The organism is Acinetobacter sp. FL (assembly GCF_040744925.1).
Classification (GTDB): Bacteria; Pseudomonadota; Gammaproteobacteria; order Pseudomonadales; family Moraxellaceae; genus Acinetobacter; species Acinetobacter radioresistens.
Map to the genome: position 1 here is coordinate 2,284,192 of NZ_CP160437.1, position 14,577 is coordinate 2,298,768.

General features: G+C 42.7%; 10 protein-coding genes and 4 tRNA genes. 8 read left to right on the plus strand and 6 right to left on the minus strand.

What is annotated here, in order from left to right:
- Window positions 1-614: 614 nt before the first annotated feature.
- Entirely contained in the window at window positions 615-1,958 is a 1,344-nt protein-coding gene (argG, locus tag ABZP31_RS10675) for an argininosuccinate synthase (protein WP_005027172.1), read from the plus strand.
- A gap of 61 nt (window positions 1,959-2,019) precedes the next feature.
- Here the strand turns inward: argG and ABZP31_RS10680 are convergent, their stop codons facing one another.
- The gene (locus ABZP31_RS10680) at window positions 2,020-3,279 is read right to left on the minus strand and encodes a diguanylate cyclase (protein ID WP_005027173.1); all 1,260 of its coding nucleotides are present in this window, start codon (window positions 3,277-3,279) and stop codon (window positions 2,020-2,022) included.
- Between the two features lie 148 nt (window positions 3,280-3,427).
- On the opposite strand from ABZP31_RS10680, the gene pyrC reads away from it, so the two are divergent.
- The 7 genes from pyrC (at window position 3,428) to ABZP31_RS10715 (ending at window position 7,365) form a co-directional block, all read left to right on the plus strand.
- Window positions 3,428-4,462: a dihydroorotase gene (gene pyrC, locus ABZP31_RS10685; RefSeq protein ID WP_005027176.1), complete on the plus strand. Its 1,035-nt coding sequence runs from the start codon at window positions 3,428-3,430 to the stop codon at window positions 4,460-4,462.
- Complete coding sequence (rnt, locus tag ABZP31_RS10690; protein ID WP_026055442.1) at window positions 4,447-5,106, plus strand: ribonuclease T; 660 nt, start codon at window positions 4,447-4,449, stop codon at window positions 5,104-5,106. The genes pyrC and rnt overlap by 16 nt, the downstream gene beginning before the upstream one ends.
- A gap of 20 nt (window positions 5,107-5,126) precedes the next feature.
- A tRNA-Glu gene (locus ABZP31_RS10695) sits at window positions 5,127-5,202 on the plus strand.
- A gap of 179 nt (window positions 5,203-5,381) precedes the next feature.
- A tRNA-Glu gene (locus ABZP31_RS10700) sits at window positions 5,382-5,457 on the plus strand.
- A gap of 98 nt (window positions 5,458-5,555) precedes the next feature.
- Window positions 5,556-6,974: an amino acid permease gene (locus tag ABZP31_RS10705; protein WP_005027182.1), complete on the plus strand. Its 1,419-nt coding sequence runs from the start codon at window positions 5,556-5,558 to the stop codon at window positions 6,972-6,974.
- Window positions 6,975-7,188: 214 nt separating this feature from the next.
- Window positions 7,189-7,264: transfer RNA gene (locus ABZP31_RS10710), tRNA-Glu, on the plus strand.
- Window positions 7,265-7,289: 25 nt separating this feature from the next.
- Window positions 7,290-7,365 (plus strand) — tRNA-Glu (locus ABZP31_RS10715).
- Window positions 7,366-7,668: 303 nt separating this feature from the next.
- Here ABZP31_RS10715 and ABZP31_RS10720 read toward each other — a convergent pair.
- The 5 genes from ABZP31_RS10720 to ABZP31_RS10740 all read right to left on the minus strand — a co-directional run bounded on the left by ABZP31_RS10720 (window position 7,669) and on the right by ABZP31_RS10740 (window position 14,569).
- Complete coding sequence (locus ABZP31_RS10720) at window positions 7,669-8,913, minus strand: NADH:flavin oxidoreductase/NADH oxidase family protein (RefSeq protein WP_034686180.1); 1,245 nt, start codon at window positions 8,911-8,913, stop codon at window positions 7,669-7,671.
- A 123-nt stretch (window positions 8,914-9,036) separates the two neighbouring features.
- The gene (locus ABZP31_RS10725; protein WP_005027186.1) at window positions 9,037-10,632 is read right to left on the minus strand and encodes an ABC transporter ATP-binding protein; all 1,596 of its coding nucleotides are present in this window, start codon (window positions 10,630-10,632) and stop codon (window positions 9,037-9,039) included.
- Complete coding sequence (locus tag ABZP31_RS10730; protein ID WP_005027188.1) at window positions 10,607-11,620, minus strand: ABC transporter permease; 1,014 nt, start codon at window positions 11,618-11,620, stop codon at window positions 10,607-10,609. The genes ABZP31_RS10725 and ABZP31_RS10730 overlap by 26 nt, the downstream gene beginning before the upstream one ends.
- A complete protein-coding gene (locus ABZP31_RS10735) occupies window positions 11,620-12,687 on the minus strand; it encodes a microcin C ABC transporter permease YejB (RefSeq protein WP_262475314.1) in 1,068 nt (355 codons plus the stop codon). Before ABZP31_RS10735 ends, ABZP31_RS10730 begins: the two co-directional genes overlap by 1 nt.
- Window positions 12,688-12,724: 37 nt before the next feature.
- Window positions 12,725-14,569 (minus strand): extracellular solute-binding protein, encoded by a 1,845-nt coding sequence (locus tag ABZP31_RS10740; RefSeq protein ID WP_262475312.1) that lies wholly within the window; start codon window positions 14,567-14,569, stop codon window positions 12,725-12,727.
- Window positions 14,570-14,577: the final 8 nt, after the last annotated feature.

Below are 14,577 nucleotides of genomic sequence, written 5' to 3' on the forward strand. Positions count from 1 at the left end.
GATCATAAATCTGTTGCCATTGTGAAAGCACATTCTTCTCCTTGATATGCTCACGAGATATTGATTGATCTAACCCTGCAATAATTGGTCAGACCAATATTTAGTTTAAAGAACAATAAATCTTTTAATTACTTTAATTATCCTAAATTTTGCTTATTTAAAGATCAATATAAAATTTTATCTATAAAATTGGTCATACCAATTTAAATTAGAAAATATTTAATTTTTGGCAAAGTCAATTCAGAATAAAAACCCTCTATTCTTTGTTAATATATTGTTTAATAAATAGAATAGTTAAATTTAAAGTATTAAAAACTGTACTTTTAATGCTCTTGTAAAACTTTAGTCTTATAGATTTTTTAAAACTTAAAATATGATGAAATAGAGACAAGAAAAGCCCGTATTATTTTCTGTTCTAAATAAAACCTCCTTATTAATTTCTATGAACTGGGCTAACTCATAAAAGCGTAATTATAAATTTAGCGCCCCTATAATTTTTAAAGTTTGTCTTTTTTTTAAGAAAACATGTTCGTTTAAAAGTGTTACAATAAAATGTTTATAGATTTTTCAATGGCAGCCAATTCGTGGTGCCTGTTTTATAGTTAGGACTAGCAATGACTGATAATGCAACCATTTTGCAGCATGTACCAGTAGGCAAAAAAGTCGGAATTGCCTTCTCTGGTGGCCTGGATACTTCTGCTGCTTTATTGTGGATGAAACAAAAAGGTGCAGAGCCTTATGCGTATACTGCAAATCTTGGTCAGCCTGATGAAGATGACTATGATGCCATTCCAAAGAAAGCTGAAAATTATGGTGCGGTAAAAGCTCGCTTGATCGACTGCCGCCTGCAACTTGCACTTGAAGGTATTGCTGCAATTCAATGTGGCGCATTCCATATCAGTACAGGCGGTATGCCTTATTTTAATACCACTCCATTAGGTCGTGCAGTCACCGGTACTATGCTGGTAACGGCCATGAAAGAAGATGATGTCAACATCTGGGGTGATGGCTCAACTTATAAAGGCAACGATATTGAGCGTTTTTATCGTTATGGTCTGCTTACCAATCCTAACCTGAAAATTTATAAACCTTGGCTAGACCAGACCTTTATTGATGAACTTGGTGGCCGTGCTGAAATGTCACAGTTCCTCATCGATAACGGTTTTGACTACAAAATGTCAAAAGAAAAGGCCTACTCGACCGACTCAAATATGCTGGGTGCAACTCATGAAGCCAAAGATCTTGAATACCTGAATGCCGGCATCAAGATTGTCGAGCCAATTATGGGGGTAGCGTTCTGGAAAGATGAAGTCGAAGTTAAAGCTGAAGAAGTTTCCGTGACTTTTGAAGAAGGTATGCCAGTTGCATTAAATGGCCAACGTTTTGATAATCCGGTGGAACTTATTCTTGAAGCGAACCGTATTGGTGGACGTCATGGTCTGGGAATGTCCGACCAGATTGAAAACCGTATTATTGAAGCCAAGTCTCGTGGTATTTATGAAGCACCTGGCATGGCGTTGCTGCATATCACTTATGAACGTCTGGTAACGGGTATTCATAATGAAGATACCATTGAACAATACCGTATCAATGGTCTGCGTTTAGGTCGTCTTCTTTATCAAGGCCGCTGGTTTGACTCTCAGGCACTGATGTTGCGTGAAACTGCCCAACGTTGGGTTGCTAAAGCAATTACGGGTACAGTCACGTTAGAGCTGCGTCGTGGTAATGACTACACCATCATGAACACTGAATCTCCGAACCTGACCTATGAAGCTGAACGCTTGACTATGGAAAAAGGTGATTCAATGTTTACACCAATGGACCGTATTGGACAGCTGACTATGCGTAATCTGGATATTACAGATACACGCGCCAAACTGGGTCTTTATACTGACTCTGGCCTGCTATCATTGGGCCAGGGTTCAGCTTTACCCCAGCTTAAAAATAACAAGAAGTAATTTTTAATCTGTTTAAAAGCCGCCTGATTCTGGCGGCTTTTATTTTTACAAGAATTAATGGTTATGCAACTTTTGTTGAACCGACTGACTGATAGAAAATCTGGTTACGGCCCAACTGTTTGGCTCGATAGAGTGCCTGATCAGCAGACTCAAGCAAAGCCTCCTGTGTTACAGCCGCTTCTCCCCTATAAATTGTAATACCCAGGCTTACAGTGATATAGCTGGCAATACATGAACGTTCATGAGGAATAGCAAGCCGCTCAATTTCCCTATAAATATTGGACGCAACCGCATAAGCACCATGCGCCTCGGTTTCAGGAAGAAGCACTACAAACTCCTCTCCACCATAACGCGCCACAAAATCCCTGTGCCGAATCGAATTTTTAATTGCTCTGGCAATACTATAAATCACTTTATCGCCCATCTGGTGACCATAAAAATCATTATAATTTTTAAAAAAATCCACATCGATAAACAGTAGAGATAAGGGCGTTCCTTCTTTACGTGACTGCCTATAAAAACTGTCCAGAGTCTCATCAAAATTACGGCGGTTAGAGATCTGGGTTAACTCGTCATGCTGGCTTAAATGTAAAAGTTCAGAAGCATGAATATACTGAATTTTTTCATTAAGCTGTGCAAGCTTGGTATTTAAAAACAGTATACGTTCCCGCTTGATCAGCATGGTACTTAAAGTAAAACCAAACAGACAGCTTCCCAACAGTACCCGGCTTAAAATGATCACTTCAAAAGAAATATGAAATACGAACAGTAAGTAAATAGATATAACCGCGGCCAGTGTCCCGACCAAAAGCATGTGGAGTGGCCGTACCCCACTGATCATAAACCCCAGCATATATATAAAACACAACACAATCGCTGACTGATACTTAAGTGCAGGGGTAGCAAAACTCATACTCAGCAGACAGCTTGAAATAATAGTCCAGAGCATTAAACCTAATGCAGCCTGATAAAAGTAAGGCTGAAGCAGTTTACTTCTAGCAAAGCCGTAAAGGGTCAACAGGCTTACTGCGCCATTAAGCATGGCAACAATACACAGCAGGAAATCTGCAGAGAAAAAACGCTGACCAGAGAGCCAGTAATCACCTGGCAACACTAAAGCCGTAAACAAAAGGTAAGCCCACACACCTGCAGCAAAAGATTGTGAGATATTGATCCGGGCCCGTTCAGTATTCTGCTGCCAGAACTCTTGTTCAAGTGCCTGTGGCAACGAACTACTGGTACGATGAGAATGCAGGGCGACCAGAGTTTCAATTTTTTCTTTTTGTTGCTGCAACGTTGTAAGGTAATATTTATATTCCATAACATCGTGCATAGTTTTTATAGTTCTATAAAAATAGCATACCCTTAGGGCAAATTACGAACTTTATTGTGCCTTTTATCCATAATTGCCGTTATCATTTTTAGAGTTTATCGATTATCATCTATTTTATTTTTCTTGCCTGAACACTTTGAATACGATTACTCTTCTCCAACCAGATGACTGGCATGTCCATTTACGTGACGGCCTAGTCCTTAAACGTACCGTGCCTGATCTGGCCAGACAGTTTTCCCGCGCCATTTGCATGCCCAATCTGGTTCCACCAGTAAAAACGGTTGATGAGGCTCTAGCCTATCGTGAACGGATTATGGCTCATGCGCCTGAAGGGGTAAATTTTGATCCGCGTATGGTTCTTTATTTTACTGACTACACTTCACCTGAAGAAGTTAAAAAAATTAAAGATTCAGAATATGTTAATGCCATCAAGCTTTATCCGGCTGGTGCAACTACCAATTCAGACAATGGTGTCAGCGATATCCGTAAAGTATATGCAGTCATAGAGCAGCTTGAAAAATATCAGGTGCCTTTACTGTTACATGGTGAAGTTACTCACAATCATGTAGACATTTTTGACCGCGAAAAGCGTTTTCTGGATGAAGTGCTTTCTCCTCTCTTGAAGCAGTTTCCAGCACTTAAAATTGTGCTTGAGCATATTACTACCAGTGAAGCAGCACATTTTGTTCTGGAACAGGACCGTAATGTTGCAGCTACCATTACTCCACAACACCTGTTATTTAACCGTAATGATATGCTGGTAGGCGGAATCAAGCCGCACTTTTACTGTTTACCAATTCTGAAACGTCAGACCCACCAGCAGACCCTGCTGGAAGTGGCAACTAGTGGTAACCCGAAATTCTTTCTTGGTACAGACAGTGCGCCCCATTCTAAAAATGCTAAAGAAAATGCATGTGGCTGTGCAGGCTGCTATAGTGCACCTACTGCTATTGAACTTTATGCACAGGCATTTGATCAGGTAGGACGTATTGAGCGGCTTGAAGGTTTTGCCAGCATGTTTGGTGCAGACTTCTATGGCTTACCACGTAATACTCAAACAATTACCTTGGTTAAAGAACCGCAGGTGATTCCAGCGAGCCTAGAATATCTAGAAAATGAACAGATTATTCCACTTTATGCCGGTCAAACCATTCAATGGAGAAAAGTGTGAAACAAGATTCACGACCTGTGATTGGTCAGCGTTTTCGTGGCTTTCTGCCAGTTGTGGTAGATGTGGAAACTGCGGGCTTTAATGCACAGACTGATGCGTTACTTGAAATTGCCTGTATTCCGATTATCTATGATGAGGAAGGAAAATTTATTCCGGGTCCTGCCTATCATGCACATATTAATCCGTTTGAAGGCGCTAATCTGGATCGCCGCTCGCTAGACTTCATTGGGGTTGACCCTTTTAATCCGATGCGTATGGCGATGGCAGAAGATGAAAAGACTGCATTGAAACGTATCTTCAAGTCTATTCATGATATCCGCCGTGAACAGCTGTGTACTCATGCCATACTGGTTGGCCACAATGCCCATTTTGACCTGGGTTTTTTACAGGCAGCTATTAACCGAAGTGGAACTAAAAACCAGAATCCATTTCATAGCTTTTCAGTGTTTGATACGGTCACGCTCAGTGCCTTAATGTTTGGCCAAACCGTGCTGGCTAAATCCTGTCTACAGGCGGGAATTGAGTTTGACGGGAAAGAAGCACATTCAGCATTATATGACACGCAGAAAACTGCCGAGCTGTTTTGCTATATTTTAAACAAACTCGCACCTCAACTGCTTGACACTCTGGTAGCGGATCAATAAGATACCGCTACCTTCTGAACGTCCCTATCGTCTAGAGGCCTAGGACATCGCCCTTTCACGGCGGTAACCGGGGTTCGAATCCCCGTAGGGACGCCATCTTTTATTTTATTCTGATCGCCTAATTAAACTCTCTGGCCTAGGCATAAGTATATCTGCCTATAACCCGAACATAGAAGTTAGTTGATTGATGTAAGGCTTTCATTTGGTTAAAAATAATACCAGCTGCCATTTGACACATCCTTAAAATCTCCCTATTATAAGCCCACCTCTGAAACGTCCCTATCGTCTAGAGGCCTAGGACATCGCCCTTTCACGGCGGTAACCGGGGTTCGAATCCCCGTAGGGACGCCAATTCTTCTGCTGTTATTTCTCCTGCTTTTTATTTCGATTGCACATTTACATTTTTTCTCTAAAATAGCCGGCTTCATTACTCTTTTCCGTTTAACTCTATGCCGTCATCTCCTTCTCCGAATGATGCGTTGCATCAGGGCAATTCTGCGCCATTAAAACGCGCTATGAGTACCCGACATCTGGTTATGCTTTCTCTGGGAGGCGCAATTGGTACTGGCCTGTTTTTAGGCTCGGGTGAAGTCATTGCACAAACGGGGCCGGTCGGCGCCATCCTTGCTTATGTGCTGGGTGGCCTTATTGCCTATATGGTGATGCTTTGCCTTGGCGAACTCGCTGTACATATGCCTGTTTCAGGCTCTTTTGGTGCCTATGCCAATAAGTTTATTGGTCCGGGAACAGGATATACCATTACCTGGTTATATTGGCTAACCTGGTCAGTAACCCTTGGTACCGAATTTACTGCTGCTGCACTTCTTATGCAGGAATGGTTTCCAGATAGCTCCATGTGGATGTGGACACTGGTTTTTGGTGCCTTCGTATTTACCTTAAATATGATTTCCACACGCTGGTTTGCCGAATCTGAATTTTGGCTTGCACTGGTGAAAGTAATCACTGTTGTCGCGTTTATTCTGTTTGGTTTACTGGCAATTTTCGGTGTAATTGGCTACCAAGGTTATGAGTCTACACCACTCTTTAGTAATCTGACCGCGCAAGGCTGGTTCCCTGAAGGCCTGTTTCCTATTTTCACTACCATGTTGATTGTGAACTTCGCTTTTTCTGGGACCGAATTGATTGGGGTAGCAGCAGGTGAAACCCAAGACCCCGCCAAAAATGTACCCAAAGCCATCAATGCAGCGATTTTCCGTTTATTGATTTTCTTTGTAGGAACAATCTTGGTGGTAACTGCACTTCTACCTCATCAGGAAGCAGGTTTAGCAGCCGAGGGTGTAAGCAGTAGCCCATTCGTTACGGTATTTCAGCACATTGGTATCCCTTATGCTGAAGATATTATCCGTTTTGTTATTATCACAGCATTGCTGTCAGCGGCCAACTCTGGTTTATTTGCTGCCTCACGTATGATGTGGTCATTGTCTTATAACAAGCAATTACCAGCAGTATTTTCAAAAGTAAATGCACGCGGCATTCCTTATGTTGCAGTAATCGTTACCATGATCGGCGGTATGCCGGGTCTGTTGTCTGAGCAGTTTGCCCCAGAAACTATTTTTACTAATCTGCTCGGAATCGCAGCCTTTACCATGGTAGTAGTCTGGATGAGTATCTGTCTCAGCATGTTTAACTTCCGCCGAGACTGGTATAAGCAGGGAAAAACTGCTAAAGATCTTGCGTTTGCTGCGCCGCTGTTTCCTATTGTTCCGATTCTAGGTTTTGTTTTCTGTCTGATTACCTGTATCAGTATGGTTTTTGATCCATCCATGCGAATCAGTTTCTTCGGATGCCTGTTGTTTATTGCAGCATGCTATACAAGTTATTATGTGTTTTACCATCCTAAGTCTTGATGTTAAGTCTTGATGCCTACCTAAAGCACTTAAGAGCGGCAAATGCCGCTCTTTTTTATACAAAAGCATGAATCAGAATATCTTGCAGCAATTTCAAACAAATTATGGCATTTTGCTTTGTTTTTATACGAATGGTATATTTTTAAGAGAAAGATGCCAGAAAAGTGTTTGACACATCCGGGGATTCACCCTAATATACGCCCACCTCTGAAACGTCCCTATCGTCTAGAGGCCTAGGACATCGCCCTTTCACGGCGGTAACCGGGGTTCGAATCCCCGTAGGGACGCCAATTTCAGAACTATGCCTCACTTAAAGTCCCTATCGTCTAGAGGCCTAGGACATCGCCCTTTCACGGCGGTAACCGGGGTTCGAATCCCCGTAGGGACGCCATATTCAAGATGGCAGCATCTTATAAAAAAGCCCAAGCATTATGACTTGGGCTTTTTTTATTCTTATTTTTAAATCTTGTTTTATTCTGATGCCGTGATGAGAGCTGCAATCAGAGCAAGTTTTTAACAGACAGAAGAAGTTCGATATTTTTACTTATTTCCTGCATTTATACTGAATCAGCCCGTCAGCCTGTTTATTTCATTACATACTGAGAATATAAAACAGGCCTGCCCTCAGGTTTGGAAGACCCTAAAGACAGGACTATTCACCACTAGATGCAATACATTCATCTATATATACAAACTAGGCCGATTTACGGGAATTAATCTGCCCTTTGACCACAGCAGTCAGATTTCCTTTAAGATATTTAAAAAATACTTTTAAGGGAGAAAGTTTTGGATTAGGTTTTTTACCCTCAGCAATTGCTTTAAACTGTGCCGCATACCAGATAATTTCCATAATTGCCATTTTATCAATCATCGGAATGCCAGTTTTAATTTTCTCTACACCATAACGAACGTCTTTCCCGGCAATCAAATGGTTAGACAAGTCAGTTTCTACCGCAAATGGCCGTGCAATACCAATAAAATCACATGCCCCACTCTCCAGGGCATCATTCATACCTTTTACGGTTCTAAAACCGCCTGTTACCATGAGATGACATTTGACTTCCTGACGGATCTTTTCAGAAAAATCAAGGAAATAGGCTTCACGAGCAATTGTACTGGCTTTACGTTTACCTTCCTTGACACCAGCCATAGCTGGTGCTTCATAACTTCCTCCTGAAATTTCAATCAGGTCAATACCAGCCGCATCAATTGCTTTGAATACATAGATAACATCTTCTTCGGTAATACCACCACGCTGAAAGTCTGCCGAGTTGAGTTTTACAGAAATAATAAAGTTCTCTGAAGTCCCTGCTCTTACGGCCTTGTAGATTTCCAGCAGGAAACGCATACGGTTTTCAATTGAACCGCCCCATTGGTCCTGACGTTTGTTGGTCAGTGGCGACAGGAATTGACTAATCAGATAACCATGCGCACCGTGTAGCTGTATACCCTCAAAGCCTGCTTTTTCACAGATTTTGGCAGCATGGGCAAAACGCTGGATAATATCCAGAATTTCTTCTTCACGCAGTTCACGCGGTGTACCAAAAGTAGTTGCCAGAACCGGACTAAATGGCACAGCTGAAGGTGCAACTGTTTCTTTGTTCAGACCCTTAGGACACTGACGTCCTGGATGAGACAGCTGGACCAGTTGAACCATACCATATTCTTTGCCAATTTCTGCCCAGTGCTTGAGCTGTTCCAGATCACGTTCAGTCTCAATTGCTACTACACCTGGCTCATTTTTAGCGCCGATATCAACCATTACATTACCGGTAATGGCACAGCCCAGACCACCTTTAGCCCATGCCTCATATAAGCCATAATGCAGATGATTAGGTTGCCCTGCTGCGTTAGCCAGTGCTTCACTCATTGCGCCCTTAATAATTCTGTTTTTAAAGGTTGTATTACGAATTGTGATCGGTTCAGCAATCAAGCTCATGATATTTTTTTCCAATTTACTGAATTAGAGTCCTTACTCTAGTTTAAACGCCTGTCTAGTCAAGGTTTACTCTATTACAATGCATGCCGCAGGAGTCACAGAAAAAGTTCCTGATGACGGTTTTTAATATTGACTTGCAGCTATCAATTGCCGGGTATACTCGGACTGAGGATTTGAAAATAGCTGTTCAGTATCCTGAAATTCGACCAGTTGCGCATGCCGTAGCACCATCACCTGCTGACATAAGGCACGGACTACCTGTAAATCATGACTGATAAACAGATAGCTTAACTGATATTCCTGTTGCAGATTTCGTAATAACTGTACAATTGCCCGCTGGGTGGTACGGTCCAATGCAGAAGTAGGCTCATCTAAAATAATAAGCTTGGGCTTAAGAATCAAAGCCCGTGCCAGTGCTACACGTTGCCGCTGTCCGCCAGAAAGTTCATGTGGATAGCGCTGTTTAAAATGTACAGGCAACTCTACCGTCTGTAGAATCTGGTCAATCTGCTCAGTTACAGCTAACGGCATATGATGTTTTAAATTCAGCCCTTCACCAATAATTTGCTCGACCGTCATACGAGGATTCAGGCTACTGAACGGATCCTGAAATACAATTTGGAAATCAGTGCGTAATAACCTTATTTTTTTCTCGGAAAGCAGGTTAAGGTCCTGCTCCATTAAAAAGATTTGGCCTTTACTCTCTATCAACCGGGCAATCGCTAAAGCCAGAGAAGTTTTACCAGAGCCACTTTCCCCAACAATTCCAATGGAGTCACCTTGTCTTAAGACCAGATTTAAAGGCTCAACTGCCACAAAATAATCTTTTACACGGTTAAGCAACCCTTGGCGAATAGGAAAACATACACTGACCTGTTCCAGTCTCAACAGTTCGGAGCCTGCGGAGGATGGCAATGCCTGACCAAAATTATGTGCCAATAAATGCCGGGTATATTCAGCCTTAGGCTGTTTAAAAATTTGTTCGGCACTCCCCTGTTCTTCAACTCTGCCTTGATTCATCACAACCACCTGCTGGGCACAGCGCTTAACTATATTAAGATCGTGACTAATTAGAATCATGGCCATATTTCGGCGATGTTGCAGGCTCTGTAGCAGTTTAAGAATTTGCGCCTGTAAAGTTACATCCAGAGCGGTAGTAGGTTCATCAGCGATAAGGATATCGGGATCTAAGGCTAACGCCATCGCAATCATTACCCGTTGTCGCTGGCCGCCGGAAAGCTCATGTGGATAACGGCGCAGTTTGTCTTCCGGATGAGTTATTCCGACATCATGGAGTAATTCTACTACTCTCTGCCGAACCTGATCTTTAGACCAGCCTTGTAAATACAGACTTTCTCCAATAATTTTTTCTACCCGATGCAGCGGGTTAAGTGCAGTCATGGGTTCTTGAAAAATCATGGCAATTTTATGGCCACGAATCTGGCGTTTTGCTGTTTCAGACAGATTTAAAAGATTCTGACTATCTAAAATAGCATTCCCCTGAACTTTAAGATTAGCAGGTAACAGTCCAAGCAAAGCCAAGCTGCTGATGGATTTTCCTGAACCACTCTCTCCGACAATAGCTAAGGTCTGTCCGGCATATAGATGGAAATTTAAATTTTCTACCAGAACTTCGCCCTGCTCATTTTGAATATGCAGCTGTTCAACCTGTAGCTTTAGCGCAGCTGACTGGTCACTGGCGTCTTGGGTCAAATGCATCGCGGGTTGCCTCCCCAATATAGATCAATAATGAAAGAACCAGTGCTAGACTAAAAAAACCAGATAAAGCCAGCCAGGGCGCATTAAGATTATTTTTCCCTTGCAGCAGAATTTCCCCTAATGATGCAGCATCAGGTGGTAAACCATAGCCCAAGAAATCCAGTGCAGTCAGGGAAGTAATATTGGCGGTAAGCATAAAAGGGAGCTGGGACAGACTGGAACTCATGGCATTGGGAAGAATATGCCGGAAGATAATGGCATGATCTTTTACTCCCAGCGCACGTGCAGCGCGCACATAATCGAAATTTCTTGCACGCAAAAACTCTGCCCGAACCAGACCAACCAGGGCTGGCCAGCCAAACAGTAACATAATCAGAAATAGCCAATAAACATTTGGAGTAAACATACTGACCAGAATCATGACCATAAACAGCATGGGCAGGCCACCCCATACCTCAAGTACACGCTGCCCGAGCAGATCAATCCACCCACCGTAATAGCCTTGTACTGCACCTATCACGATACCAATTAAGGCAGCAAAAAATGTCAGGGCAAAGCCGAACAGTAAAGAAATACGCAAACCATATAAAACACGTGCCAGTACATCTCTTCCCTGATCATCAGTACCTAACCAGTTTTGTGCTGTTGGTGGCGATGGCACAGGAACAGCCAGTTCAAGATTTGGCGTCTGATAAGAAAATTCAATTAAGGGCCAGATTGCCCAGCCTTTGGCGTTGATAAGCTGCTGTACCACCGGATCTTTATAGTCAGCTTCCGTTTCAAAAACTCCGCCAAAAGCTGTTTCCGGATATTCCTTCAGTACAGGCACATAATAAGAGTTTTCATATTTCACCAGTAGCGGTTTATCATTGGCGATAAACTCTGCCGCAAGAGAACAAATAAAAATCAGAATAAAAATAATCAGGCAGCCCATACCAAGACGGTTATGGGTAAAACGTTGAAGGCGTGCCCGCATTAATGGAGACATTATTTTGCCCCCCGTGAATCAAAATTGATGCGTGGATCAATAATCTGATACAGCACATCACTGATGAGACGCAAGATCAAACCCAGTAGGGTAAATAAAAACAATGTGCCAAAAATAACTGGATAATCACGCTGTACTATGGCTTCAAAACCCATCAATCCCAGCCCATCCAGATTAAAAATTATCTCGATAAACAGATTGCCTACAAAGAAAATCCCTATCAGAGCCTCAGGTAAACCGGCAATCACTATCAGCATTGCATTACGAAATACATGGCCGTATAGGACCCGGTTTTCACTTAATCCCTTGGCACGTGCAGCTAACACATACTGCTTGCTCAACTCTTCCATAAAAGAGTACTTTGTCAAGTAGGTTAGTCCAGCAAACCCGCCCAGAATCATGGTGAATAAAGGCAAGGCCATGTGCCAGAAATAATCTTTGATTTTTCCAAGCAGGCTGAGCTCCTGAAAATTTTCCGAGACTAGCCCCTGCAGCGGAAACCACTGAAAATAACTGCCGCCAGCGAAAAATACAATCAGTAAAACACCAAATACAAAGGTCGGTACAGCATAACCAACCGCCAGAAGTAGTGAAGTAGACTTATCAAATAGCATGCCGTGCTGTCTGGCCTTTTTAATCCCCAATGGAATAGACACCAGATAAATCAGTAAAGTACTCCATAACCCCAGAGAAACTGTAACCGGCATTTTCTCCCAGAGCAGCTGGGTAACGGGCTTATCTTTAAAAAAACTGGTGCCGAAGTCCAGAGTGAGATATCCCTTGAGCATAATCCAGAAACGTTCAGGTGCCGATTTGTCAAAACCGTATTGTGCTTTGATTTTTTCCACCATTTCATCACTAAGGCCCCGTGCGCCCTGATATTCAGATGAATGGCCTGCTGTTTCAGTATGGCTGGTGTTTCCCACTCCCTGGAAATTCTGGGCTTGCTGGATAGCCTGCTCTACCGGCCCTCCTGGTGCTAGCTGGATCACCATAAAGTTAATCAGCAGAATCAAGAATAGAGTTGGAATAATTAACAGAAGTCTTTTTAATATATATGTGCCCATAAAGACGCCATTCCCTGTGACTTCAATTGTTATAAGGTTATTGCCTGCGCAAATAACTGCTCACCTGCTGAGCCTTCTTGCTATCAATCCACCAGTAGTCTAAACCTACAGAAAGTTTTGGTTTCTGTTTTGGCTGATGATACATATTCCAGTATGCCAACCAGTTTTCCCCCTTGCCATAAGTTGGAATCTGATAGTAGCCCGCACGCAGCAGACGGTCTAATACGCGGGTACGAATAACCAGCTGTTCACGGTCTGGTGCCCGGATGACACTATTAATTACTTGATCAATAACCGGGTTCTTGATACCGGCATAATTATAATTTCCTGCCTGATCAGCTGCAGCACTTCCCCATAACTGTGCCTGTTCATTACCAGGCGTCAGTGACTGCGGCATTACGCTGGTCGTCATGTCAAAATCATAACGGCGCATCCTTTCAAGATACTGAGGTACATCTACCTGACGTAGCGTCACTACAATACCGAGTTTTTTCAGATTACGTACAAAAGGCATTAAGGTACGCTGTAAACCGTCCTGATGAATGAGGAATTCGATTTCAACCGGCTGTTCTTTGGAATCATATAGTTTGCCATCATGAATTCGATAATCGGCCTTAATTAAAATCTGACGTGCAATCAGCAGATTGTTACGATTAAATCCGCTGGCATCTGAAACCGGATACTTCCAGTTCTTGAGTACACCTTGACGCATTACAGTATGCAATTTGGGTAATAGCGGCTGAAGGATCTGCATTTCTTTAGGGCCGGGTGGTCCTTTTGCTTCAAGTTCACTATTGGCAAAATAACTTTGCAACCGCTGATACTGACCATAAAACAGGGCCTTATTCAGCCATTCATAGTCATACGCATAAGTTAAAGCGCGGCGGAACTGAATATCATTAAAGGGGCTACGACGTGTGTTAAACACAAAACTCTGGGTTGCCACCGGATTCTGATGCCGAAAGCGATAGGTCTTGACCATCCCAGCTTTTACTGCCGGAAAATTATACTCTGTCACCCATTTACGCGCTGTCATCTCTTCATGCAAAGTATATTGCCCTGACTTAAAACCTTCAAAAGCAATATCCAGATTTCGGTAATAAACATATTTTAACCGGTCAAAATTATAACGGCCCTTATTTACAGGTAAATTCTGCCCCCAGTAATGCGGATTTCGTTTATAGGTAACACTACGCCCTGCATCAATCCGGTCAATCAGATAGGGACCTGAACCAACAATAGGCTGCATAGTAATTCGAGTAAAATCCCGGTTTTTCCAGTCCTGCCTGGAATAGATGGGTAATGTTCCCAAAATTAGTGGCATCTCTGCGTTGTTATCTGACCTGAAAGTAAATTTGACCTGATACCTAGATAGAACTTCAGTTTTTTCCAGATCCGCCAGATACATCTGCAACCCCGGATTGGATTTGGTCTGATAAGCGTCAAAGCTGAACTTCACATCTTCAGCTGTGACAGGGAGGCCATTACTAAAACGTGCTTTAGGATTCAGATAGAAAATAACAAATTTAGTATGTTCTGGATCATAGCTGGCTTTTTCTGCCAATAGCGGATAAAGCACTCCCGGCTCATCCAGAGAACTGCTCATCAGGGAATCAAACAGAAAATTAATCCCATCTACCGAGCTGCCTTTACCATTCATGCTATTTAAGTTATCAAAAGTACCATTACTGGCTGTACTTAATAATCCACCTTTAGGAGCTGCCGGATTAGCATATGGCATGGCATTCAGGCCGCTATACTTGGGCTGGGTGTGAAGCGCGATATAAGGCGTGGTTTGCAATGCAGCAAACCCGCCTTGAGCACATACACTTAATCCAGCCGCAAACCCCAGCTGCTTAGCTTTTGCAAAACTCCAGTGCATACCAGATC